The organism is Pseudomonas uvaldensis, assembly GCF_021271205.1.
GTDB lineage: Bacteria > Pseudomonadota > Gammaproteobacteria > Pseudomonadales > Pseudomonadaceae > Aquipseudomonas > Aquipseudomonas uvaldensis.
In genome coordinates, this window is sequence record NZ_JAIWKS010000004.1 from 98,006 (window position 1) to 123,459 (window position 25,454).

21 protein-coding genes, 1 pseudogene and 1 riboswitch are annotated in these 25,454 nt (G+C 60.7%); of the genes and pseudogenes, 7 read left to right on the plus strand and 15 right to left on the minus strand.

Going from position 1 to position 25,454, the window contains the following annotated elements:
- Positions 1-57: 57 nt before the first annotated feature.
- Both alaS and ltaE read right to left on the minus strand, forming a co-directional pair.
- Positions 58-2,679, minus strand: a complete 2,622-nt coding sequence (alaS, locus tag LCU97_RS10210) for an alanine--tRNA ligase (RefSeq protein ID WP_232776298.1) — start codon at positions 2,677-2,679, stop codon at positions 58-60.
- Positions 2,680-2,823: 144 nt separating this feature from the next.
- Positions 2,824-3,828: a low-specificity L-threonine aldolase gene (gene ltaE, locus LCU97_RS10215; protein WP_232776300.1), complete on the minus strand. Its 1,005-nt coding sequence runs from the start codon at positions 3,826-3,828 to the stop codon at positions 2,824-2,826.
- Positions 3,829-3,975: 147 nt separating this feature from the next.
- Positions 3,976-4,142, plus strand: a riboswitch (FMN riboswitch).
- A gap of 100 nt (positions 4,143-4,242) precedes the next feature.
- On the opposite strand from ltaE, the gene LCU97_RS10220 reads away from it, so the two are divergent.
- Positions 4,243-4,752 (plus strand): 6,7-dimethyl-8-ribityllumazine synthase, encoded by a 510-nt coding sequence (locus LCU97_RS10220; RefSeq protein ID WP_053147240.1) that lies wholly within the window; start codon positions 4,243-4,245, stop codon positions 4,750-4,752.
- 139 nt (positions 4,753-4,891) lie between these two features.
- On the opposite strand, the gene astE is transcribed toward LCU97_RS10220, so the two are convergent.
- The 13 genes from astE to acs all read right to left on the minus strand — a co-directional run bounded on the left by astE (position 4,892) and on the right by acs (position 19,935).
- A complete protein-coding gene (gene astE, locus LCU97_RS10225) occupies positions 4,892-5,899 on the minus strand; it encodes a succinylglutamate desuccinylase (protein ID WP_232776302.1) in 1,008 nt (335 codons plus the stop codon).
- Positions 5,900-5,911: 12 nt separating this feature from the next.
- Entirely contained in the window at positions 5,912-6,199 is a 288-nt protein-coding gene (locus tag LCU97_RS10230; RefSeq protein WP_053147236.1) for a hypothetical protein, read from the minus strand.
- A gap of 68 nt (positions 6,200-6,267) precedes the next feature.
- The gene (gene astB, locus LCU97_RS10235) at positions 6,268-7,614 is read right to left on the minus strand and encodes an N-succinylarginine dihydrolase (RefSeq protein WP_053147233.1); all 1,347 of its coding nucleotides are present in this window, start codon (positions 7,612-7,614) and stop codon (positions 6,268-6,270) included.
- A 171-nt stretch (positions 7,615-7,785) separates the two neighbouring features.
- Positions 7,786-9,255, minus strand: coding sequence for a succinylglutamate-semialdehyde dehydrogenase (gene astD, locus LCU97_RS10240; RefSeq protein ID WP_172679580.1), 1,470 nt, complete (start codon positions 9,253-9,255; stop codon positions 7,786-7,788).
- Positions 9,252-10,277: an arginine N-succinyltransferase gene (gene astA, locus LCU97_RS10245; protein ID WP_053147229.1), complete on the minus strand. Its 1,026-nt coding sequence runs from the start codon at positions 10,275-10,277 to the stop codon at positions 9,252-9,254. Before astA ends, astD begins: the two co-directional genes overlap by 4 nt.
- Positions 10,278-10,320: 43 nt before the next feature.
- Entirely contained in the window at positions 10,321-11,340 is a 1,020-nt protein-coding gene (gene aruF / locus LCU97_RS10250) for an arginine/ornithine succinyltransferase subunit alpha (protein ID WP_053147227.1), read from the minus strand.
- 201 nt (positions 11,341-11,541) lie between these two features.
- Positions 11,542-12,762: an aspartate aminotransferase family protein gene (locus tag LCU97_RS10255; protein WP_053147224.1), complete on the minus strand. Its 1,221-nt coding sequence runs from the start codon at positions 12,760-12,762 to the stop codon at positions 11,542-11,544.
- 357 nt (positions 12,763-13,119) lie between these two features.
- On the minus strand, positions 13,120-14,100 hold the full coding sequence (argR, locus tag LCU97_RS10260; protein WP_053147223.1) for a transcriptional regulator ArgR: 981 nt from the start codon (positions 14,098-14,100) through the stop codon (positions 13,120-13,122).
- Positions 14,101-14,213: 113 nt separating this feature from the next.
- Positions 14,214-14,978 carry an ABC transporter ATP-binding protein gene (locus LCU97_RS10265; RefSeq protein WP_053147221.1) on the minus strand — a complete coding sequence of 255 codons (765 nt, stop codon included), beginning with the start codon at positions 14,976-14,978 and terminating at the stop codon, positions 14,214-14,216.
- 56 nt (positions 14,979-15,034) lie between these two features.
- Complete coding sequence (locus LCU97_RS10270) at positions 15,035-15,733, minus strand: ABC transporter permease (protein WP_053147218.1); 699 nt, start codon at positions 15,731-15,733, stop codon at positions 15,035-15,037.
- A complete protein-coding gene (locus LCU97_RS10275; RefSeq protein ID WP_053147216.1) occupies positions 15,730-16,419 on the minus strand; it encodes an ABC transporter permease in 690 nt (229 codons plus the stop codon). The genes LCU97_RS10270 and LCU97_RS10275 overlap by 4 nt, the downstream gene beginning before the upstream one ends.
- 90 nt (positions 16,420-16,509) lie before the next feature.
- On the minus strand, positions 16,510-17,283 hold the full coding sequence (locus LCU97_RS10280) for an ABC transporter substrate-binding protein (RefSeq protein WP_232776304.1): 774 nt from the start codon (positions 17,281-17,283) through the stop codon (positions 16,510-16,512).
- 696 nt (positions 17,284-17,979) lie between these two features.
- The gene (acs, locus tag LCU97_RS10285; RefSeq protein WP_232776306.1) at positions 17,980-19,935 is read right to left on the minus strand and encodes an acetate--CoA ligase; all 1,956 of its coding nucleotides are present in this window, start codon (positions 19,933-19,935) and stop codon (positions 17,980-17,982) included.
- Positions 19,936-20,365: 430 nt separating this feature from the next.
- Here acs and LCU97_RS10290 point away from each other — a divergent pair, with 430 nt between their 5' ends.
- The 6 genes and pseudogenes from LCU97_RS10290 (at position 20,366) to LCU97_RS10315 (ending at position 25,442) form a co-directional block, all read left to right on the plus strand.
- Complete coding sequence (locus tag LCU97_RS10290; protein WP_053147209.1) at positions 20,366-20,629, plus strand: DUF2790 domain-containing protein; 264 nt, start codon at positions 20,366-20,368, stop codon at positions 20,627-20,629.
- Positions 20,630-20,647: 18 nt separating this feature from the next.
- Entirely contained in the window at positions 20,648-20,863 is a 216-nt protein-coding gene (locus LCU97_RS10295) for a hypothetical protein (protein ID WP_232776308.1), read from the plus strand.
- 501 nt (positions 20,864-21,364) lie between these two features.
- The gene (locus LCU97_RS10300; RefSeq protein WP_232776309.1) at positions 21,365-22,612 is read left to right on the plus strand and encodes a ribonucleotide-diphosphate reductase subunit beta; all 1,248 of its coding nucleotides are present in this window, start codon (positions 21,365-21,367) and stop codon (positions 22,610-22,612) included.
- A 250-nt stretch (positions 22,613-22,862) separates the two neighbouring features.
- A pseudogene (locus LCU97_RS10305) lies at positions 22,863-23,575 on the plus strand (HNH endonuclease).
- Positions 23,576-23,824: 249 nt separating this feature from the next.
- Positions 23,825-24,445 (plus strand): LysE family translocator, encoded by a 621-nt coding sequence (locus tag LCU97_RS10310; protein ID WP_092201650.1) that lies wholly within the window; start codon positions 23,825-23,827, stop codon positions 24,443-24,445.
- 10 nt (positions 24,446-24,455) lie between these two features.
- Complete coding sequence (locus tag LCU97_RS10315; RefSeq protein ID WP_232776311.1) at positions 24,456-25,442, plus strand: quinone oxidoreductase family protein; 987 nt, start codon at positions 24,456-24,458, stop codon at positions 25,440-25,442.
- The last annotated feature ends 12 nt before the right edge of the window (positions 25,443-25,454 follow it).

A 25,454-nucleotide genomic window follows, 5' to 3' on the forward strand; every position in this document is an offset into this window, starting at 1 on the left:
CCAATAGTTACTACGGCGGTCGGGCCCGCGACTAGACCGCGAGCCCGAAGCACCGCCTTAAATACCCTGCTCTACAAATGCAACGGTCTGGGCCAGTGCCGCGTCCAGCGCGCCGGCATCGGTACCGCCGCCTTGCGCCATGTCCGGACGACCACCGCCCTTGCCGCCCACTGCCGCAGCGGCCTGCTTCATCAAATCACCGGCTTTGAGTTGGCCGGTCAGGTCCTTGGTCACGCCTGCGACGAGAACGACCTTTTCCTCATGGACACTGCCGAGCAGGATCACTGCGCGGCCGAGTTTGTTTTTCAGTTGATCGACCAGCGCCAGCAGCGACTTGCCATCCTGGCCATCCAGGCGCGCGGCCAGGACCTTCACGCCCTTGACATCCACGGCCTGGGCCGACAGATCGTCACCCGCAGCACTGGCGGCCTTGGCCTGAAGCTGCTCCAGCTGTTTTTCCAGCAGGCGGTTGCGCTCCAGCACAGCCGACAGCTTGTCGATCAGGTTGTCACGACTACCCTTGATCAGGCTCGCCGCTTCCTTGAGTTGTTCTTCGGCGGCGTTGAGGTACGCCAGCGCGGCAGCGCCGGTGACCGCTTCGATACGCCGTACGCCCGACGCCACGCCCCCCTCGCTGATGATCTTCATCAGGCCGATGTCGCCAGTCCGGTTGGCATGAATACCACCGCACAGCTCCACGGAGAAATCACCCATGCTCAGCACGCGCACGCTGTCGCCGTACTTCTCGCCGAACAACGCCATCGCGCCTTTCTTCTTGGCGGTGTCGATGTCGGTTTCTTCGGTTTCCACCGGGGAGTTCTTGCGAATCTCGGCGTTGACGATGTCCTCCAGTGCCTTGAGCTGCTCAGGCTTGATGGCTTCGAAGTGGCTGAAGTCGAAGCGCAGGCGCTGACTGTCTACCAACGAGCCTTTCTGCTGAACGTGCTCACCCAGCACCTGGCGCAACGCTGCGTGCAGCAGGTGCGTGGCGGAGTGATTCAACGACGTGGCGTGACGCACCTCGGCATCGACGTGGGCTGCCACCGGGGCGGCAACCATCAGGCTGCCCGAGGCCAGCACGCCGTGGTGCAGGAATGCGCCACCGGTCTTGGTGGTGTCCCGCACGTCGAAACGCGAGTTGCCGGCCTGCAGGTAGCCGCTATCGCCGATCTGGCCGCCGGACTCGGCATAGAACGGCGTCGTGTCCAGCACGATCACGCCTTCCTGGCCTTCGCTCAAGATGTCGACCGATTGCCCATCCTTATAGATGGCAACGATCTTGGCCGAGCCGGTGGTGCCCGCGTAGCCGGTGAATTCGGTGGCCACATCGACCTTGACCAGGCTGTTGTAGTCCATGCCAAAGGCGCTGGCGGAGCGTGCGCGTTCCCGCTGGGCTTCCATCTCGCGCTCGAAACCTTCCTCATCCAGGGTCAGGTTACGCTCACGGGCGATGTCGCCGGTCAGGTCCATTGGGAAGCCATAGGTGTCGTACAACTTGAACACCACGTCGCCCGGAACCACGTTGCCCTTGAGCTCTGCCAGGTCCTGCTCGAGGATTTTCAGGCCTTGTTCCAGGGTCTTGGCGAATTGTTCTTCTTCCGCCTTGAGCACGCGCTCGATGTGCGCCTGCTGGGATTTGAGTTCCGGGAAGGCATCGCCCATCTCGGCGACCAGGGCCGCGACGATCTGATAGAAGAAGCTGCCCTTTGCGCCCAGCTTGTTGCCGTGGCGACAGGCGCGACGGATGATCCGGCGCAGCACATAGCCACGACCTTCGTTGGATGGCAGCACGCCATCGGCGACCAGGAAGCCGCAGGAGCGGATGTGGTCGGCGACCACTTTCAGCGATGCCTGGTTGTCGTTGGTGCAACCGATGGCCTGAGCCGAAGCGCTCAGCAGGCTTTGGAACAGGTCGATTTCATAGTTGGAGTGAACGTGCTGCAAGACCGCACTGATCCGCTCCAGGCCCATGCCGGTATCCACCGATGGCGCCGGCAGCGGATGCAACACGCCGTCGGCGGTGCGGTTGAACTGCATGAACACGTTGTTCCAGATCTCGATGTAGCGATCGCCATCCTCTTCCGGCGAACCGGGTGGGCCGCCCCAGATGTCGGCGCCGTGATCGTAGAAGATTTCGGTGCAAGGGCCGCACGGGCCGGTGTCGCCCATGGTCCAGAAGTTGTCGGAGGCGTAAGGCGCGCCCTTGTTGTCGCCGATACGCACCATGCGCTCAGGCGGGACACCGACCTCTTTGGTCCAGATGTCATAGGCCTCGTCATCGGTGGCGTAGACCGTGACCCAGAGCTTTTCCTTGGGCAGGTTCAGCCACTTTTCGGAGGTCAGGAAGGTCCAGGCAAAGGTGATGGCGTCGCGCTTGAAATAGTCGCCGAAGCTGAAGTTACCCAGCATTTCGAAGAAGGTGTGGTGACGAGCGGTATAGCCGACGTTTTCCAGGTCGTTGTGCTTGCCGCCGGCACGCACGCACTTCTGGCTGCTCACCGCACGGGTGTAGGCACGTTTTTCCTGGCCCAGGAAGCAGTCCTTGAACTGGTTCATCCCCGCGTTGGTGAACAGCAGGGTCGGGTCGTTGCCCGGAATCAAAGAGCTGGAGGCTACTCGGGTGTGGCCTTGCTCTTCGAAGAAGCGAAGGAAGGCTTCACGGATTTCTGCGCTTTTCATTAGGTTCTTCCACGGAGGCTGCGGCCAAAGGCCTGTGCAAACGTCGACAGACGAAGCAACGGCAAAGGGCCGCATTATATCGGCCCTGCGCTTGGGGTACAGCGTGTTATGCGATAGAAACTGTCAATTGGGCCACCTGGGCGATCAGTTGCCGGAAAATTCGACGAAAGTGGCAACCACTTGGTCGATTTGCCCGGCGCTGACGTCCATATGCGTCACCATCCGCAAACGTGACGCCGCGCTGAGCCGGATACCACGCTCAGCGGCAAACGCCTTGATCGCCTCGGCCCGCTCGCCCATCTGCACATAGACCATATTGGTCTGCACCGGCTCTACCTCGTAGCCCGCCCCACGCAAACCGTCGGCCAACCGCTGGGCATTGGCGTGGTCATCGGCCAGGCGAGGGACTTGATGATCCAGCGCATACAGCCCCGCCGCCGCCAGGATCCCGGCCTGGCGCATGCCGCCGCCGACCATCTTGCGCAGACGCCGGGCCTTGCCGATCAGCTCGTCGGTGCCGCATAGCACCGAGCCTACCGGGGCGCCGAGGCCTTTGGACAGGCACACCGAGACAGAGTCGAAATGCCGGGTAATCTCCCGGGCATCGACGTTGAGCTTCACAGCGGCGTTATAGAGCCGCGCGCCGTCCAGGTGCAGGGCCAGTCCATGCTCCTGGGTGAAACGCCGGGCACGGGCCAGGTAATCCAGCGGCAGGACCTTGCCCTGCATGGTATTTTCCAAAGCCAACAGGCGGGTGCGAGCGAAGTGGAAGTCGTCGGGCTTGATGGCTGCCGCCACCTGCGCCAGATCCAGGGAGCCGTCCGCCTGCACTTCAAGGGGCTGGGGCTGGATCGAACCGAGCACCGCCGCCCCACCCCCTTCGTATTTATAGGTGTGGGCCTGTTGGCCGACGATGTATTCATCACCGCGCTCGCAATGGGCCATCAACCCCAGCAGGTTACTCATGGTGCCACTGGGCACGAACAACCCCGCAGCGAAGCCCAGGCGTCCGGCCAGTTCGGCTTCCAGGCGGTTGACCGTCGGATCCTCGCCATACACATCGTCGCCGGTAGGCGCGCTGGCCATGGCATCCAGCATGGCGGCGGAAGGTTGGGTGACCGTGTCGCTGCGAAGATCGATAACGCTCATGAATCTGGCCTCGGGTTCAGGTGGGGGAATTCCCTTTCGGAGGACCATTAAATGTGTTGGCGCCATCGCGAGCAAGCTTTGCTCCCACCGCTCGCTCCCACAAAGGTTATGTGTTAAAAATCCTACGCCGCACACGACATGGCGGCATAACGTTCTCAGGGCGGGGTGCAATTCCCCACCGGCGGTAATTGCACTATGTGCATAGCCCGCGAGCGCTTGGCGATGCACGGCTTTTGGTGGTGCAGCGGCAAGGTCAGCAGACCCGGTGTGATTCCGGGGCCGACGGTCATAGTCCGGATGAAGAGAGAACGGGATTGGCACCCAAGGGCCGCCTGCGACCGTCTGTTCGCGGCGTACCCTCGAATCCCCTTCGATTCATGACGCCCTGTTTTTCAAACAAACAGGAACCAGAACATGCAACCCACCGCAATCGACAGCAAGACCAAACACCATCCAGGCGAGCGCATTGCGTTCATCCAGGCTTGCTGGCACAAGGAAATCGTCGACCAGAGCCGCAAAGGCTTTGTCGCTGAGATGATCAACCAGGGTTATCAGGAGAGCGATATCGACTTCTTCGAAGTCGGCGGCGCCTTCGAAATCCCGCTGCATGCCAAGCTGCTGGCCAAGTCAGGCCGCTACGCCGGCGTCGTCGCCGCCGGTCTGGTGGTGGATGGCGGCATCTATCGCCACGAGTTCGTCGCCCAGTCGGTGATCAGCGGCCTGATGCAGGTCCAGTTGGAAACCGAAGTGCCGGTGTTCTCGGTCGTGCTCACGCCGCATCACTTCCATGCCGGGGAGGAGCATCAGAAATTCTTCTTCGAGCATTTCGTGCACAAGGGCCAGGAAGCGGCGAAGACCTGTGCCGATACGTTGCACAAGACCAGGGCGTTGCGTCGCACTGAGCAGCGGGCGGTCGCGGTCTGACGCTAGACGCAAATCCCCTGTGGGAGCGGGCTTGCTCGCGATAGCGGTGGGTCAGTCGACATCAATGCAGCCTGACCCGACGCCATCGCGAGCAAGCTTTGCTCCCACGGCTCGCTCCCACATTCTGGAATTCGTTGTCTCAGGCCAGGTTCTCGTCGGTCGCCGGCACAATCAGAATCCCGGCCCGCAAGCCGTTCTTGACCTTGGGGTTCGGGAAAATGATCCGGGCACCCTCTTCTTCGATGACCCAGCGGGTCTGGGCAATGTCTTCGGCCAGGACGTAGCCTTTTTCCAGTTCAGAGAAGTTCTCGATGTCCGCTGGCAGGTTCAGGCGAAAGCTGTCGCTGTGCTTGATGATTTCCCGCGCCACGCTGAACAGCTGGAGCCCGTCCAGGCCCTCGTCCTCCTCGGGCTCGTCGCCTTCGATGATCTGCTTCAGGCGGGCCTCCAGCAGGCTGACGTTGACGCCGCCGTTTTGCCCGAACGGTCGGGCCTTGCCCAGCTCCAGGGTAAAGGACTCGGCGCCGAGCTGATCATAGGTGTAGGCGCTGAACACGATGGAAGGCTTGTTTTGCAGCAGTACCGCTTCCATGCCGGCGGCGCGCAGACGGGCCAGCTCGCGACGTGAATGCTGTCGCCCTTCCTTCCATGGATACAGGGCAAACTGTTCGATCTTCGAACCGCGAATGGCAGTGTGCAGGTCGTAGTGCAGGCGACTGCGCTCCGGCTTATTGAAGAAACTGGCCGCCAGCCGCTCCAGCTCGCAAGCCCGCAACGCCTCGGGCCCGCCACTCAGTTCATGACGGCCATTGAACAGCCGGTTGACGTCCTGATCGACGAAGCGCTCGCCGCGGCGGATGGCCTCGGGGTTGCCGAACAGGAACAGAATACGGGCCCGTGGCTTCAGGTCGCCACGGGCGATGTCGTGCAGCAGGCGGTCGAGCAATTCGATCGGCGCGGTTTCGTTCCCGTGGATACCGGCCGACAGCAGTAAATCCAGGCCGTTATCCCGGGCTTCGGGCGGCTTGACCTCCAGCGCGCCCTCGCTCAACCAGCGCATCCGTACGCCTTCGACAGTCAGTTGAGTCTTCTCCGCCGGTTCACGGCCGGCGAGGGTCAGTTCAAGCAGTTTGCCGAGGGCGAGCATAGCGCGGTTTCCTTAGTGGTCGTGGCCGCAATCCGGGCCATGGACATGGTCATCGTCGCCGAGGTCGGCCGGTTCCATTTCCAGTTGCAGACTGACCAGGTTGGTGGCCAATGGGCGCAACAACAGGTTGGCGTATTCCTCGTCCCCCTCCTCCACGTCCACGCCGATCAGCAACTGACCGCGGCCATCCTGCTGGATCCACAACTCCTTGCCCTGCCACATCACCGCGACGCGGGTGCAGGAGGTTTGCAGCTGGGTGCCGTCGGTGTCTTCAAGAATCAGTTGCAGGGAATCACTCATGTTTTACGTTCTCGTTCGGGGATAAGACCACGCGCCCTGCCTTGACTGTAGTCAGGTCGCGCGCGCTTTCAATTGATCTGGAATGGATAAACCGCGCCCAGTTTAAGTATTTGTGTCAGTTCATCCAGCGCCGACCGGCATTCGAGCAACAATTGCGGGTCCGCCAGATCGCTCTCGGTCAAGCGGTCGCGGTAATGACGCTCGACCCACCGGGTCAGCGAATCGTACAACGACGCGGTCATGATAACCCCTGGATTGACGGCCGCCAGTTCGGTTTCGTTGAGCGCCACGCGCAACCTCAGGCAAGCAGGGCCGCCGCCGTTCTGCATGCTCTGCTTGAGGTCGAAGACTTTCACTTCGCGGATGACCCCGCCAGAGCTCGTCAGGCCTTGCAGGTATTGCCAGACGCGCGCATTGCTGCGGCACTCTTCCGGTACGATCAAGAGCATCGAGCCGTCGGGACGCGACAGCAACTGGCTATTGAACAGGTAGGAACGAACCGCATCGTCGACGGTAACCGCGGAACGCGGTACGCAGACGGATTGAAATTTCCCACCGACGTTGGCGAGTTTACTGTTCAGCTCAGCCAGCATCCTTTCGGTCTCGAGGAACGCGTCCTCGTGATAGAACAGCACCTCGCCGTTGCCTACCGCGATCACATCGTTATGGAACACACCCTGATCGATCACGAACGGGTTCTGCTGAGCGTATACCACGCCCTCGTCCCGCAAGCCGTGCAGGCGTGCGACGGCGCGGGACGCCTCGAGGGTCTGGCGCGCCGGGTACTTTTGCGGCGCCGGGTAACGGGTATCGAAGGCACTGCGTCCGAACACGAAGAACTCGACCCCGGCCTCGCCGTAGCTCCGGCAGAAACGGGTGTGGTTGGCCGCGCCTTCGTCGCCGAATTGCGCCACCGCCGGCAACGCGGCGTGATGGGCGAAGTGCTGCTGATCGGCGAACATCGCCCCCAGGACGCGACTGGTGGTCGGGTGCTCGATGCTGCGGTGGTATTTGCAGTTGAGGTTGGCGGCAGTGAAATGCACGCGGCCGTCGGCGGTGTCGGCGCTCGGGCTGACCGTGGCGGCGTTCGCCACCCACATGCTGGAAGCCGAGCAACTGGCGACCAGCAGCGGCATCGCTTCTTTCGCCGCCTGCTGGATGACCTGGGCGTCGCTGCCGGCAAAGCCAAGCCGACGCAGGGCTGCTACGTCGGGGCGCTCCTGGGGCGCCAGCACCCCTTGCTGGAAGCCCATGTCCATCAGCGCTTTCATTTTCGCCAGGCCCTGCAACGCCGCTTCCTTGGGGTTGGAGGACTGCTGGCTATTGCTCTGGGACGCGACGTTGCCGTACGAGAGCCCGCCGTAGTTATGGGTCGGCCCCACTAGACCGTCAAAGTTGACTTCAAAGGATTTCATCAGCGAGGCTCCACGAGAATCTGTTTTTTATAGGCATCAAGTAACAACGGTGGCGCGGCTATCGCGGGCAAGCCTTGCTCCCACAGGAGATTGCATAAGCCTGTGGGGGCAAGCCTTGTTCTAACAGGGACCGCACACACCCGTGGGAGCAAGGCTTGCCCGCGATGGGGTCTACGCCATTCTCACGCCAGGCGTCAGGGCAGCCGGCATGACAAGGCTCGGGGTTTCCAGAGACGCCACCGGGTACGCGCAATAGTCGGCCGCGTAATAGGCGCTGGCGCGATGGTTGCCCGAGGCGCCGACGCCGCCGAACGGCGCGCTGCTGGCAGCGCCGGTCAGTTGTTTATTCCAATTGACGATGCCCGCTCGGCTTTGCAGCCAGAACTGCTCGTAACGCGCCAGGGAATCGGACAGCAATCCGGCGGCCAGGCCGTACTGGGTGTTGTTGGCCTCGGCGATGGCTGCCGGGAAATCCGTGTAGCGGATCACCTGCAACAACGGCCCGAAGAGTTCTTCGTCCGGCCGCTCGGCCACCGCCGTCACGTCCAGAATCCCCGGCGTCAGCAACGCCGCCTGGGGCACTGGCTGGGTCATGGCCAGCAACGGCACGGCCCCCAGGCCCAGCAGATGGTTCTGGGCATCCATCAATGCTTTCGCTGCCGCCAGGGAAATCACCGACCCCATGAACGGCGCCGGTTGTTGGTCGAAGGCACCGACCTCAAGGGTCGCGCTGACCGCCACCAGGCGCGCCAGCAAGGCATCGCCCCACGCCCCTTCCGGCACCAGCAGGCGGCGCGCGCAGGTGCAACGCTGGCCAGCGGAAATGAATGCGGACTGGATGATGGTGTACACCGCCGCATCGACATCCGCCACCTCGTCCACCACGAGCGGGTTGTTGCCGCCCATTTCCAGGGCCAGGATTTTGTCCGGGCGACCGGCAAATTGCTGATGCAGCAGATTGCCGGTACGGCTGGAGCCGGTGAAGAACAACCCGTCGATACCTGGGTTCGCCGCCAAGGCAATACCGGTTTCCCGGGCGCCTTGCAGCAGGTTCAACACGCCCACCGGCAGGCCGGCCTCGATCCAGCATTTGACCGTCAGCTCGGCGACTTTCGGCGTCAGTTCGCTGGGCTTGAACAGCACGCTGTTACCGGCCAGCAGCGCCGGCACGATATGGCCGTTGGGCAAGTGCCCGGGGAAATTGTAGGGGCCAAACACCGCCACCACGCCGTGGGGTTTGTGGCGCAACACGGCGGTGGCGTCGCCCAGCGGGCCGCTCTTCTCCCCAGTGCGCTCGCGGTAGCTCTGCACCGAGATAGCGACTTTGTTGACCATGCTGGTGACTTCAGTGGCAGCTTCCCACAGCGGCTTGCCGGTTTCCTCACCGATGCAATGGGCCAGTTCGTCAGCGTGGCCCTTCAAGGCAGCGGCAAACGCTTCCATCACCTGGATACGCTCATCCAGAGAGCGTCGCGCCCAGTCCGGGAACGCCTGGCGCGCTGCCTGCACCGCCGACTCGACCTGCGCCGCCGTGGCGCCCTTGCCCGACCACAACACCTGCTGGGTCACCGGGTTCAACGACTCGAAGACGTCGCCCTGGCCTTCGAGCCAACTTCCCGCGATGTACAGCGACTTCATCATTTCGACTCCCGAGCAGCGGACAACGCAACGGCACGCACCTGGTCGCCGGCGTTGAGTTGAAGACGTTTGGCGGTCAGCGGATCGACCACCAGGGTTCCCGAGGCGAAGCGCGCCGGAGCGGCCGTGATGCGGCAGTCCAGGCACTTGCGGTTATGAATGAGGAACGGCGTGGCGTCGTCACCCGGCGTGCCGATGGCCAATACCAGCGCCTGGCTATCGCGAACCGCGCGGATCTTGGCGGTCTCGCATTCCACGGCCGGGCCGGCGTCGAAGATGTCGACGTAACCCTGGTAATTGAACCCTTCGCTCTTGAGCATCGACAACGCAGGTTCGGTGTCCGGGTGAACCTGGCCGATCACGGCCCGGGCATCCTCGGACAGGAAGCAGGTGTACAGCGGAAACTTGGGCATCAGCTCGGCGATGAACGCCTTGTTACCCACGCCGGTCAAGTAATCGGCCTGACTGAATTCCATCTTGAAGAAGTGCCTGCCCAGGCTTTCCCAGAAGGGCGAACGACCGGTTTCATCGGACATGCCACGCATTTCGGCGATGATCTTGTTGCCGAACAGTTGCGGGAATTCGGCGATGAACAGCAACCGCGCCTTGGCCAGCATGCGACCGTTGAGGCCATTGCGGTAATCGGCGTGCAGGAACAGCGAACACAACTCGGAGTTACCGGTCAGGTCGTTGGCCAGGAACAGGGTCGGGATTTCCCGATAGATGTTCAATTCCTGGGAAGCACTGACCGTGAGGCCGACGCGGAAGTTGTACCAGGGCTCACGCAGCCCTACGGCACCGGCAATGGCGGAAATGCCCACCACTTTGCCGTCGTCGTCCTCAAGCACGAACAGATAATCCGCATCGCCGCGCCCGGCCTCGCCGCGAAAAGTCTTCTCGGCCCAGCCGACCCGATGGGCCAGGCGCTCTTCGTTGGCTGGCAAGGTGGTCAGGCCGGTGCCGGTGCTGCGGGCCAGGGCGATCAGGGCGGGTAAATCGCTGCTGCGTACGGGACGAACGATCATGCTATCTCCTCAAACGGGCCGCTCACGCCGCCCGCGAAACTCATTAAACCGCCACCAGGCGCACGCTGGCGCCTTCGCCGACGCCCAGGGCCTCGGCCGCTTCCATGTCCAGGGTCACCGGTTTGCCCGGCGCGTAATCGAGCTCGAGCAGCACGGCGCGGTAATCCTGCAACTGGGCATTGGCCACCAGATATTGGCGACCGGCACCCTTGACGGGCTCGCCGATCCTCACCGGCACCACGCGGCTCTGGGCAATCGAGCGGATCCCCGAGACACGGGCATGCAGGGTCGGGCCACCGTCAAAAATGTCGATGTAGTGATCGGTTTCGAAACCCTCGCGCATCAGAATGTCGAAGGTGATCTGCGCACGTGGATGAACCTGGCCCATGGCTTCCTGGGCAGCGTCCGGCAGCAGCGGCACGTAGATCGGATAATGAGGCATCAGCTCGGCGAGGAACGTACGGCTTTTCAGCCCGCACAAACGCTCGGCGGCGGCGTAGTTGAGGTCGAAGAAGTTACGGCCGATGGCGTCCCAGAACGGCGAATCGCCATTCTCATCGCTGTAACCGACAATCTCGGTGACCACCGAATCGGCGAACCGCTCCGGATGGCTGGCGACGAACAGCAGGCGTCCGCGAGAATTGAGTTCCGCCCAGGGCGAGCCGACCAGTTCAGGGACCACATAGAAGCTGGTCAGCAGGCTGTTGCCAGTCAGGTCGTGGCACTGGGACAACACATGGATCTTGTTGTGGATCTTCAGTTCGCGGGACGCGTGAACGAACGTTTCGTTGCGGAAGCTATAGAACGGCTCGGAGTAACCGGCCGACGCGACGATGGCCGAACAGCCCGCCAGTTTGCCGGTGGCGGTGTCTTCCAGGACGAAGAAATAGCTTTCTTCGCCATTGAAACTGACTTCGGCGGCAAACGAGGCTTCGCTTGCGGCGATCTTGTCGCTCAGGCGTTCCACGTCATCCGGCAAGGAAGTGACACCGATCGGGCTGTCCGCAGCCAGACGCTGTACCTCGCCCAGATCAGCCATTTGCGCGGGGCGCATCACCAGCATGGTGTCACTCCTTACTTGAAATAAAGGGGTCGACCGAAAGAGGTCGATACACAAGAAAAAATACAGGCTCCCTGTGGGAGCAAAGCTTGCTCGCGATGCAGACAATGAGCTCTACCTGTCAAACCGAGGCGATCCCATCGCGAGCAAGCTCAGCTCCCACAGGAACCTGGCTCCCCATGGAGCCGGTTCAGCCTGTAAGGATCAAACCTGGGTCAGCTTCGCCGCGGCCCGTTCGAAGCGGTCCAGGCCGGCGTCGATGTCGGCGTCTTCCACCACCAGGCTCGGGGCGAAGCGAATCACGTCCGGACCGGCTTGCAGAATCATCAGGCCCTCCTGTTCGGCGGCGTTGAAGATGTCCTTGGCCTTGCCTTTCCAGGCGTCGTTCAGCACGCAGCCGATCAACAGGCCCAGGCCACGCACCTGAGTGAACAGGCCGTATTTGGCCCCGATCTGCTCCAGGCGGGTCTTGAACTTGTCATGCTTGGCCTTCACACCGCCGAGCACTTCAGGGGTATTCACCACATCGATCACTGCCTCGGCCACGGCGCATGCCAGTGGGTTGCCGCCGTAGGTGGTGCCGTGGGTACCCACCACCAGGTGCTTGGCCAGCGCTTCGGTGGTGAGCATCGCCGCGATCGGGAAACCGCCGCCCAGGCTCTTGGCACTGGTGAGGATGTCCGGGGTCACGCCGTAATGCATGTAGGCAAACAATTCGCCGCTGCGGCCCATGCCGGTCTGCACTTCGTCGAACACCAACAGTGCGTTGTGCGCATCGCACAGCTCACGGGCGCCTTGCAGGTAGTCCCGCTCGGCTGGCAACACGCCGCCCTCGCCCTGGATCGGTTCCAGAACCACGGCGCAGGTCTTGTCCGAAACAGCCGCTTTCAACGCCGCCAGGTCATTGTAGGGAACGTGGGTGATGCCGGTAATTTTAGGACCGAAACCGTCGGAGTACTTCGACTGCCCGCCAACGTTGACGGTGAACAGGGTGCGACCGTGGAAGCTGTTGAGCGCGGCGATGATCTCGTACTTCTCGCTGCCGAAACGGTCGAACCCGACACGACGGGCCAGCTTGAAGGCGGCCTCGTTGGCTTCGGCGCCGGAGTTGCAGAAGAACACGCGCTCGGCGAAGGTCGCATCGACCAGTTTATGGGCCAGGCGCAGCGCCGGCTCGTTGGTAAAAACGTTGGACACGTGCCACAGCTTGTTGGCCTGTTCGGTCAAGGCTCCAACCAATGCGGGGTGGGCATGACCCAGCACGTTGACCGCGATACCGCCGGCGAAATCGATCAACTCGCGACCGGACTGGTCCCACACACGGGAACCGGCGCCACGCACCGGAATGAAGGCCGCAGGTGCATAGTTGGGGACCATTACCTGGTCGAAATCGGCGCGTTGTACGGCGGCTTGCTCAACGGACATCGGAGTCTCCTGAAGAGGAACACCCGCCTGGAACTGGCGAGTGATGGAGGGATTGTAAGGACAGTTTTCGGCCCGGCCTTGTCGCCAAGCGACAACTTCTTATAGCGCCAACCCCCGTTTTCAGCGGGTTTATGGCAATGCGACAAATAGCGTCGCAAAGGCGCAGTTTAAACGTTGTGGCGGGATTTGAGGTGCCGGCATCCAGATTTCCATTAACACACACAACGCCTATGGGGAGGATCTGTGGGAGCAAAGCTTGCTCGCGATGAAGATGACTCGGTTAGCCTGTATAAATGCGGGCGCCTGCATCGCGGGCAAGCCTTGCTCCCACAGCAACCACAGCCCCGCAGGCTAGTCCTAGCCGCGCTCGGATGGCACCGAAGACAATTCGAAGGGATTACTGCTGCGCCGCTGGTTGCGATCTTCCCGCGGCGTGGCGCCGAAGAAGTTGCGGTAGGCGCTGGAGAAATGCGGCCCCGAGGAGAAGCCACAGGACAGGCCGATCTGGATGATGGATTTGCTGGTCTGCATCAACATCTGCCGGGCCTTGTTCAGGCGCAGTTCCAGGTAATACTGGCTCGGCACGCGGTTGAGGTATTGCTTGAAGATCCGCTCCAGTTGCCGGCGGGAGACGCACACATGCTGGGCGATTTCGTCGGTGGTCAGCGGTTCTTCGATGTTGGCTTCCATCAACAGCACGGCCTGGGTGAGCTTCGGATGGCTGGAGCCCAGGCGGTTTTGCAACGGAATGCGCTGGCGCTCGCCACCTTCGCGGATGCGCTCGACCACCAGCTCTTCCGATACCGCCCCGGAAAGCTCCGCGCCGTGGTCCCGGGCCAGCACCGCCAGCAACAGGTCGAGTACCGACATGCCACCGCAGGCGGTCAGGCGATCGCGGTCCCAGTCGAACAAGTGGCTGGTGGCGATGACCTTGGGGAAACGCTCGGAGAAATCATCCTGCCAACGCCAGTGCACGGCGGCGCGGTAACCGTCGAGCAAGCCTAGCTGGGCCAGGGGATAGACACCGGCCGACAACCCGCCGATCACACAACCGGCACGCACCAGTTGCTTGAGGGCACTGCTCAGGTTCGAAGCCAGTGCAGCCGGCGGTTCATCGGCCAGCAGGAACAGCTTCTGCAAGCCTTCGAGCTTGCCCGCCCAAGGCTCGCCCGGCAGTTGCCAGCCATTCTCGACCGGCGGCTCGGCCTGCAGGAACGACAGTTCGTAGATCACTTCAGGATGCACCCGCTGAGCGACACGCAAGGCCTCCTCGGCCAGCGCCAGCGTCAAGGCTTTAGTGCTGGGCCAAATCAGGAAACCAATTCGATGGGCAGTCATGGCGGGCAATCCGAAGCGAAAACAGTGTTAAAGCCAAAAGCGGCTGCAACCAAATTAGACCATCTGGCACCGAGTGCGCGGCATGATCCAAATCAGGTGCGTAACGGGAGCGGTTACTTCAGGCTGCCCGACAGAAATTGTTGCAAGCGTTCCGACTGCGGATTGACCAGCACTTCCCGCGGGTTGCCGCTTTCCTCGACGATCCCCTTGTGCAGGAACACCAGCTGGTTGGACACCTCGCGGGCAAAGCCCATTTCGTGGGTCACCACCACCATGGTCCGACCTTCCAGGGCCAGGGCTTGCATCACCTTGAGCACATCGCCCACCAGCTCCGGGTCCAGCGCCGAGGTCGGCTCGTCGAACAGCATCACTTCAGGCTCCATCGCCAGCGCACGGGCAATTGCCACGCGCTGCTGTTCGCCACCGGACATGTGGCCCGGGTAAGCGTCCTTACGGTGAGCCACGCCAACCTTGTTCAGGTAGTGCTCGGCCTTCTCGCGAGCCTCGGCCTTGGACACGCCCAGCACATGCACCGGTGCTTCGATGATGTTTTCCAACGCCGTCATGTGGGACCACAGGTTGAAATGCTGGAACACCATCGACAACCGCGAGCGCATGCGCTGCAGCTGCTTGGGGTCCGCCGCCTTCAAGGCGCCGTCCTTGCCGGCCACCAGTTTCAGCTCTTCGTTGTTGAGCAGGATCTTGCCGGCATGGGGTTGCTCAAGCAAGTTGATGCAACGCAGGAAGGTGCTCTTGCCGGAGCCACTGGAGCCGATGATGCTGATCACATCGCCGGCGGCGGCCTTCAGGGACACGCCCTTGAGCACTTCGTGACTGCCATAGCGTTTATGCAGGTCTTGGACTTCAAGCTTGTACATGCGGTCGGTTCTCACAAAACGTCAGTCGTTGAGCAGTCGAGCGGGTCGATGCGTTATCAGTGCTTGCGCGGGGCCAGGTAACTCAGCCAGCGACGCTCGGCCAGTTTGAACAGGCGCACCAGGATGAAGGTCAGGCACAGGTAGAAGGCACCGGCCGTGATGTAAGCCTCGAACGGCAAGTAATACTGAGCGTTCACCGTGCGCGCGGCACCGGTGATGTCGATCAGGGTCACGATGGACGCCAGACTGGTGGTCTGCAACATCATGATCACTTCGTTGCTGTATTGCGGCAGCGCCCGGCGCAGTGCCGACGGCAGCAGGATCCGGCGATACAGCTTGGCGCGCGACATCCCCATGGCCTTGGCCGCTTCGATTTCACCGTTGGGCGTGGCCCGCAGGCTGCCGGCAATGATCTCGGCGGTGTAGGCGCTGGTGTTGATGGCGAATGCCAGGCACGCACAGAAGGTCGCGCTGGACAGCCATGGCCAGAGGAAGCTCTCGCGCACGAACTCGAACTGTGCCAGCCCGTAGTAGATCAGGAACAGCTGCACCAGCATCGGCGTGCCACGGATCACGTAGGTGTAGAGCCAGGCCGTCATGTTGACGACGGGCTGCTTGGACACCCGCATCAGGCCCAGGGGCAACGCCGCCAGCAGACCGAAGAACAGCGACAGGGCCAGCAGCTTCAAGGTGGTCAGCAGGCCGCTGAAGTACAGCGGCAAGGCGTCATAGATGACGTTGTAGTCGAAGATCATAGATCAGCCGCCCTTACGCCTACCGAGTAGCGCTTCTCGAGGTGACGCAATGCCAGCAACGAGACACTGGTGATCACCAGGTACATCGCCGCCACTGCCAGGAAGAAGGTGAAAGGCTCACGAGTGGCATCCGCCGCCTGCTTGGCCTTGAACATCATGTCTTGCAGGCCCACCACCGAAATCAGCGCGGTGGCCTTGGTCAACACCAGCCAGTTGTTGGTGAACCCCGGGATCGCCAGGCGAATCATCTGCGGCACCATCACCCGGAAGAACACCTGCACGCCACTCATGCCATACGCCAGGCCCGCCTCGGCTTGCCCCTTGGGGATGGCCATGAACGCGCCGCGAAAGGTTTCCGACAGGTACGCGCCGAAGATGAAACCCAGGGTGCCGATACCAGCCGCCAGCGGGTTCAGATCGATGTAGTCGTCATAACCCAGCATCGGCGCCACACGGTTGAGCAAGTCCTGGCCGCCGTAGAAGATCAGCAGGATCAGCACCAGGTCGGGGATGCCGCGAATAACGGTAGAGTACAGGTCGCCCAACCACGCCAGCCAACGCACCGGCGAGAGGCGCAACGCGACCCCGATCAGCCCCAGAACGATGGCCAGGGCCATGGACGACAAGGCGAGCTGAAGCGTCAACCATGCGCCATCGAGGATGACAGCCCCGTAGCCTTTCAACATGATTCAGGTCCTCGAAAGTGGGATGAAAAAATGGCGCAAACCGCAGGGAGCCTGTTGCTTGCGCCATTTCGCACGAGTAGCGAGACGTCGTTACTTGCCGTAGATGTCGAAGGCGAAGTACTTGTCCTGGATCTGCTTGTATTTGCCATTCGCACGAATGGCGGCAATCGCGCTGTTGATCTTGTCTTTCAGGGCATCGCCCTTGCGAACCGCGATACCAATACCATCGCCGAAGTACTTCTCATCGGTGAAGGCCGGGCCTACGAAAGCAAAACCTTTACCGGCGTCGGTCTTCAGGAAACCGTCGTCCAGCAGAGTGGCGTCTGCCACGGTACCGTCGAGGCGCCCGGCGGACACGTCGAGGTAGATTTCATTCTGCGAGCCGTATGGCTTGATCTCGGCACCCAACGGGGCCAGGACTTCACGGGCGAAGCGTTCGTGGATCGAACCGCGCTGCACGCCGATGTTTTTGCCCTTGAGCTCGGCCAAACTATCGCTGACCTGGGTACCGGCCTTCATCACCAGACGCGCCGGGGTGTTGTAGTACTTGTTGGTGAAGTCCACGGACTTCTTGCGATCTTCAGTGATGGACATCGAAGACAGGATCGCATCGATCTTGCGCACTTTCAGCGCCGGGATCAGGCCGTCGAACTCCTGCTCGACCCATTGGCACTTGACCTTCATCTCTTCGCACAGCGCATTGCCGATGTCGTAGTCAAAACCCACGATGCTGCCGTCCGGGGCTTTCGAGGCAAACGGAGGGTACGCCGCTTCGATACCGATCTTCAGGGGCTTTTCATCGGCGAAGGTCGGCAAGGACAGCACGGACAGTGCCAGGGCGCCAAGCAGCACGAGTTTCTTCATCTTGGGACTCCATCGGTAAAGGGCAAAACGGCAGAGTGAGCAACAGCCCAATATGCGAATGGGTGGACGGCTGCGTCCTAGGAAGCCTGCGTTCGATTCAACACAGGCCACGACGAGCGAGTGATCGGCATTCTAACGACAGGCCCGAAGCCGATATTTCTTCAATGCGACAACAAATTACAGAAGCACCGAGAAAGCTGTTCGAGCGCATTGACAGCCCCGCAAATTCATGCAAGAGCAAAAGAAGGGGAACCGATCTAAGCTGCAAATAGCGGGCCCATTATTCGCAAACCCTTCTAATCCGGCAAGCACAGCGTGTCGCCTAATTTTTCGAGGCGCTTGCAAACGCCCTGAAACAGGGCTTTGCGTTTCCCGTCGCCCCGTTGCGGTGCCTTGGGTTACACATTTCGAAACCTCGGTAACGCTCGGAAGCGTCCCACTTTAAAGATCGATATTTATTCGCCGCCGGGGTTGTGGGTTTGTGGCGGGCTGCGGGGCTGTGTGAACTGTGGGAGCAAGGCTTGCCCGCGATGCAGGCGATGCGGTCTTTCGGAAACCGAGGCGCCTGCATCGCGAGCAAGCTTTGCTCCCACAGCTGTATCCCCACAAGCTTTGCTTCCACAAGTTGTGCCTCACAAACGAAAAAAGCCCCACCCGGCAACTACCGGGCGGGGCTTTCGGTTCTAGCGGTGAGCGTCAAGCGACGTTCATGGTCTTGTGCGTCTCGATCAGGTGCGCTACCACGCTCGGATCAGCCAGGGTGGAGATATCGCCCAGGCTGTCGTATTCCGCCGTGGCGATCTTGCGCAGGATGCGGCGCATGATCTTGCCCGAGCGGGTTTTCGGCAAACCCGGCGCCCACTGGATGACATCCGGCGAAGCAATCGGGCCGATCTCCTTGCGCACCCAGTTCTTCAGCTCCAGGCGCAGCGCTTCGCTGGTTTCTTCGCCCGCGTTGAGGGTGACGTAGACGTAGATCCCCTGCCCCTTGATGTCGTGAGGCACACCCACCACTGCTGCTTCGGCGACTTTCGGGTGGGCAACCATGGCGCTTTCGATCTCGGCGGTGCCCATGCGGTGGCCGGACACGTTGAGCACGTCGTCCACCCGACCGGTGATCCAGTAGTAGCCATCCTCGTCGCGACGGGCACCGTCACCGGTGAAGTACATGCCGCTGAAGGTCTTGAAGTAAGTGTCGACGAAACGGTCGTGGTCGCCGTACAGCGTCCGCGCCTGACCTGGCCAGGAATCGAGGATCACCAGGTTGCCTTCGGCCGCGCCTTCGATCAGGTTGCCGAGGTTGTCCACCAGTGCCGGTACCACGCCGAAGAACGGACGCGTGGCCGAACCTGGCTTCAACGCCGTGGCGCCCGGCAACGGGCTGATCAGCACGCCACCGGTTTCGGTTTGCCACCAGGTGTCGACGATCGGGCAACGTTCCTTGCCGACATTCTTGTAGTACCAGTCCCAGGCTTCCGGGTTGATCGGCTCGCCCACCGAACCCAACAGGCGCAGGCTGCTGCCGTCGGCGCCGTCGACCGCGGCGGTGCCCGAGGCCATCATGGCGCGGATCGCAGTCGGCGCGGTGTAGAGGATGTTGACCTTGTGCTTGTCGATGACCTGGGCAACGCGGGTGATGTCCGGGTAGTTCGGCACGCCTTCGAACAGCAACGTGGTCGCGCCGTTGGCCAGCGGGCCGTAGACAATGTAGCTGTGGCCGGTGACCCAGCCGACGTCGGCGGTGCACCAGTAGATTTCGCCCGGTTTGTAGTCGAACACGCGCTCATGGGTCAGGGACGCGTAGAGCAGGTAGCCGGCCGTGGTGTGCTGCACGCCCTTGGGCTTGCCGGTGGAACCGGAGGTGTAGAGGATGAACAGTGCTTCCTCGGCGCCCATTTCCTTCGGCGCGCACACGGTGCCGGCCACTTTCATCAGGTCTTCGTACCAGATGTCGCGGTGCTGGTTCCACTTGATGTTGCCCGCGGTGCGCTTGCACACGATGACTTTCTGGATGCTGCTGGTTTCCGGGTTGGTCAGCGCATCGTCGACGTTGGCCTTGAGCGGGATCTTCTTGCCGGCGCGAATACCTTCGTCGGCAGTGATCACCACTTTGGATTTGCAGTCGATGATCCGCCCGGCCAAGGCTTCAGGGGAGAAGCCACCGAACACCACCGAGTGGATCGCGCCGATCCGGGCACAGGCCAGCATGGCGACTACGGCTTCGGGGATCATCGGCATGTAGATGGTCACGACGTCGCCGCGGTGCACATCCTGGCCACGCAGGGCGTTGGCGAACTTGCAGACTTCTTCATGCAGCTCGCGATAAGTAATGTTACGACTCTCGGACGGATCGTCGCCTTCCCAGATGATCGCCACCTGATCGCCACGCTCGGCCAGGTGACGGTCCAGGCAGTTGTAGGACACGTTCAACGTGCCATCGGCAAACCACTTGATGTCGACATGGTGATCGTCGAAGGATGTCTGCTTCACCGTGGTGAAAGGCTTGATCCAGTCGAGGCGCTTGGCCTGCTCGCGCCAGAAACCATCCGGGTTGACCACCGACTGTTGGTACATGGCCTTGTAGGTCGCCTCGTCAGTCAGCGTGCTAGCCGCAACCTCGGGACGAACAGGATACAGAGAAGCCGCACTCATCTTTCTTACCTCGGTGACATAGTTGTTTTTGTATGGTCCCGTTGTAGCCTGGGGCGGGCCTATAGAACCATTCGACGATGGTAGTAACAAGTCCCTACAAAATGTCGGTACTAACGTACAAGTCCCTTGCCCGCCCCCCACTTCCCTAGTAAGAGCGAGCCTGCTCGCGATGACGCCCGTAAATCCAACACAAATTGACAGACACTCTTCGGCCGTCAGCGATTATTACCAAATCAACCAAAAGTGTTTATCAAAACCCGGTCTGTTTACCTCCAACCCTGCTCCCTAAAATTCAACTCGCCAACCGGCAAACGCGATTAACGCAACACAGCCCCCACGAAGGCCGTTAATCAAACTTTCCAATACCCGCTCCACACGCAACCCCAAAAAGGTTGCGTGACCCCACTCGACCTCAGAAAAGGTGAAACAGATGAAAGCTCTATGGGTTCTGGTCCTCGGCAGCCTGTGCGCCACCGCGATGGCAGACGAGGCCCCGACCGATGTTGCCCAACAAAAACCGGCGATCGAGGAATACACCTATTCCACCCACCTGGACATCGCCAAAGTCATTTCCATGAGCGAAATCCCGAACGTCTGCGAAGTCGTGCCGGCGAAGATGGAATACGACGACTCCAAAGGTCAGCGCCACATCCTGCGCTACAGCGTCATGGGCAACGGCTGCTCCAACGGCTGATAACAAGGAGCAACCACCATGAAAACCCATCTGCTCCTCGCACTGACCCTGTTCGTGATGGCCACCCAGACGTTCGCCGCCGACGGTTTTGACCGCACCGGTGCCGCCGCCGCAATCAGCCGCTACGACACCGCGGACACGGCCACGCTCGCCAGCGACGACCACGACCGCGCCAACCCGGACACCGTCGCCGCCGATGGCAGTGATCACACCGGCTCGGCACGTACCGATTGATCATAACTGGCATTTTCCGGAGCCCGGTTTCGACCGGGCCTGATTGTGTCTGAAACCACAGAAAGGCCTTCACAAACACAACATGTTGTGCTTAATCACAAAAGTTGCTGTTTTTTTGATCAAAAACAACCGTCACCCGACCCAGGCAAAAAAAATTCTCAGCGGGCCTGCGGCGATGAAAGCCTTATAAATCCTCACTCCCGTGGGAATTTGACATCCGCGCCCTCCTCCGTGGGCTCTTTCGCCGCACCACGTAGGCAAAAAAGTCCTTATAATGCGGCCTTAAACGGGCCCGCAATATTCCCTTACAGGGAATCAAGCCTGCCTGAAGCCCACGCAGAGGCCAGTCGCCTCCCTGCGTCCACCTCCGCTTCAGCGCTCCCCCGTACATTTTTCTGTTTATTGCCTGCGTCACTGCTGCAAGAAACGATTTTTCCAAGATCCACCGCGGCCAGTTGGCCTTCACCGGGCATCTGGCCCTCACGCAGGAGACGACACGTCATGCTGAGCTGGGACGAATTCGATAAAGAAGACGGCGAAGTCGCCGTAAAAAGCGCCAACACCGGCAACGCTTCCGAAGCCAACATGGACCGCCTCGACAGCGCCGGCGGTGCCGCCGCCCTCGAAGCCCGGGCCGTGACCGCCAACGACTCGGCCGCGATCATCCGCGCCAAGGCCGCCCTCGACAAACTCGACATCGCCGAAGGCCTCGCCGAACTCGAAGGCGCATCCGCCCGCGTCGCCGTCGATGAAAAGCGCATGATCAACTGCCGCGCCGACCTCAACCAACTCGTGCCATTCAAATACGACTGGGCCTGGCAGAAATACCTGGACGGCTGCGCAAACCACTGGATGCCGCAAGAAGTCAACATGACCGCCGACATCGCCCTCTGGAAAAACCCGGAAGGCCTGACCGACGACGAACGCCGCATCGTGATGCGCAACCTGGGCTTCTTCTCCACCGCCGACTCCCTGGTTGCCAACAACCTGGTCCTGGCCGTGTACCGCCTGATCACCAACCCGGAATGCCGCCAGTACATCCTGCGCCAGGCCTTCGAAGAGGCGATCCACACCCACGCCTACCAGTACTGCATCGAATCGCTGGCGATGGATGAAGGCGAAATCTTCAACATGTACCACGAGATCCCATCGGTCGCGAAAAAAGCCGCTTGGGGCCTGAAATACACCCGCTCGATCTCCGACCCGACGTTCCAGACCGGCACCCCGGAAACCGACAAAGAACTGCTGCGCAACCTGATCGCCTACTACTGCGTCCTGGAAGGCATCTTCTTCTACTGCGGCTTCACCCAGATCCTCTCCATGGGCCGCCGCAACAAAATGACCGGCGTCGCCGAGCAGTTCCAATACATCCTGCGCGACGAATCCATGCACCTGAACTTCGGTATCGACGTGATCAACCAGATCAAAATCGAAAACCCACACCTGTGGGACGCCGAAATGAAGGAAGAAGCGACCCAGATGATCCTGCAGGGTACGCAACTGGAAATCGAATACGCCCGCGACACCATGCCTCGTGGGGTATTGGGCATGAACGCGGCGATGATGGAGGACTACCTCAAGTTCATCGCTAACCGTCGCCTGTCGCAGATTGGCTTGAAAGAGGAATACCCAGGGACTAGCAACCCGTTCCCTTGGATGAGCGAGATCATGGACTTGAAGAAAGAGAAGAACTTCTTTGAGACTCGGGTGATTGAGTATCAAACCGGCGGTGCGCTTAGCTGGGATTGACTCGAAAGAAGAGCCCTAGGCCGTACGCGTAAATAAAAAACCCCGTGAAAACGGGGTTTTTTGCGTTCTACAGAGGCAAAACTGCGTTTAAGCCTTGGTAGCTTAGGTCGCTCGACGTTTTTCATCGGACTGGGCATTCAGTCACCTAGGACCATCTCGAACGAAAGCTGAGCTTTTTCTGTAGGAATTTTCGTAGACAGCCGTAATGGCCTATCAGTATCGTCCGAGTTTTTTAACCCTCGGCGAACGTATGGATATCCCAAAGGAAAAAAGCGGCTGGAGCGACGAAGAGCTTGAGGCTTCGGTTGATGCTTATTTGAGGATGCTAGATCGAGAGGTAAACGGCCGGACCTTCAAGAAATCGATTGAGATCAGCTTCTGCGTGACGGACCGCTGAGCAAGCGTAGCGCCTCGTCGGTTGAATACCGCATGCAGAATATTTCGGCGGTGTTGGAGCAAATGGGATTGCGGCGAATCACTGGCTATATGCCTGCCAAGAATATTGGGGCAGGTGTGGCCCAGCGAATCCGTAAGGTGCTTGCCAGTAAGGTAATACCTGGCACCGATGACTTTGATCCCACGCCTGATCAGCGAACGTTGATCAGCCGAGCCTCGAAGCTGCAAAAGAAAGGTCTCAAGGTTGAGCCATCAGGCATTCCAAATCCGCAGCAAGTCCCCACGATTACGATGTCCTACGTTCGAGATCCCAAAATCCGGGCATGGGTTGCTGAACTGGCTAAAGGTGTTTGCGAAGGTTGCGGCCAGAAAGCACCGTTCGAGGTAGATGGGTTGCCGTTTCTTGAAGTGCATCATGTGAAGCATCTGGCTCAGCAAGGATCGGATAGCATTACTAACGCGGTTGCGTTGTGTCCGAACTGTCACCGGCGTTGTCATTTTGCCAGTGATAAGGAGGCGTTCACTTTGTCGCTGTATGGGAAGGTCCGTCGGTTGGTTGCCGAGTGATTTGGCGGGATTAGATTGGGGCTGCTTCGCACCCCATCGGGAGCAAACTCCCTCGCCACAGGTGTCAGGCCCAAGCAGCTTGGCCTCCCCGAAACGTTGGTTCACCTAAAGGCAACGGGAACCACCCTCCTCCACGTCACCCTTCCCCCATTTATGGGAAACCGCCTTGCGCTCTTAGCTATAACCTTAGAAGCAACTGCGAATTAGACTTGCCGAGGTGAAATCCGCGTTGTGATTAAGGAAGACAACATGCAAGAAATTTTCAGCATCAACTGGTTGCTTTGGCTATCGACCATGGTTCCGCTGACCTTGAGTGCAGGCCCTGGCAACTTGATGGTGGCGACGTCGGGTGCGCAAAGCGGTGTGCGTCGTTCGGTGCGGTTTATCGTTGGGCTCGACATTACTTACTTCCTGATCGCCGTGCTGGTCGGCTTAGGCCTTTATCACACGCTGATGAACAATCCGACGCTGGTATGGGCGCTGCAAGTGGTGGGCAGTTTCTACATCTTGTGGCTGGGTGTGCGCATGCTGCGTCGTCCATTGAAAGCGCCCACCGACAAGGCCATGCACCTGCAATTTCGGGACGGCATTGTTATACAACTGGGCAACGTGCAAGGGATCGTGATGTTGCTGGTGATGTTTTCCACGTTCATGCCTTCCGGCGAGACCAGCAGCACCGTCGTGTTGATCCTCAGTGCGGCGTTGATTTCGCTGAACTTCTTCTCCCATGTCATCTGGGTGTCGATGGGTTCGACCGTGCAGAAACTGATCCAGTCCCGCCCCAAACTGCTGATGTTTCAGAACGCGGCGTTCGGCCTGATGCTGATAGCGGTTGCCGTATGGATTTTCCTGCGCATCGGCCCGCTTTAAGGAGGCTCCCATGACCCAGACCCACGGAATTGTCTTCGTCGCCCCCGGGGCACCCAACGTCATGGAATTGCGCAAATACCCGTTGCGTACCACCGGCCCTGAAGAAATCACTGTGGCCGTCGAAGCCGCCGGCGTGAACTTCATCGACCTGCACCGGCGCTCCGGCGCGCTGGACGATGGTTCAGCCTTCCCCAGGGGGTTGGGCATGGAAGGTGCTGGGCGTGTCGTCGAATGTGGATCGCAGGTGAAAAACCTGGCCATCGGCGATCGAGTGGCCTTCGTCGACAGCTCGACCGGCAGCTACGCCGATCACGCGGTCGTTCGCGCTTCGCGGGCGATACGCCTGCCCGATGACGTACCGAGCGAAGTCGCGGCAGGCGTACTGTTCAAAGGGCTGACGGCCGAATACTTGACGCATCGCTGCGTGCCGCTGGCGCCTGGTGACTTTGTGGTATGGCACGCGGCGGCGGGCGGCGTGGGCAGCATTGCCACAAGCTGGTTGGTCGCTCGCGGTATGCGCGTGATAGGTCTCGCGTCGACCGAAGCCAAACGCCGCCAGGCTCTGGAGGTAGGGTGCATAGCGGCTCTCGATGCCGAAGCGCCAGACACACTGGGGTCGATCCGTGAATTGACCGATGGCAAAGGTGCCCATGTCGTGTTCGACTCTATCGGCAAAGATACCGTGGAGCTGTCATTGGCGAGTTTGCGTCCGTGCGGCCACCTCGTGCTGTTTGGCAATGCTTCGGGCGACGTGACGGATTTCAACCTGTCCCGGCTCGGGCAAATGGGCTCGCTGCATGTGACGCGGCCGTCATTGAAGCACTACATCGGTGGCGACGCTGAATTGACTCACGCGGCCGCACGGGTGCTACAAGCAGTGTCCAGCGGTGCGATTCGTTTGCCGCCAATAGCGCATTTTCCCCTCGCGCTGGCTGCCCAAGCCCACTGCGTCATGCAATACCGCCAAACCCAGGGTTCATTGATCCTGGTGCCATGACCCCGCGGTAAA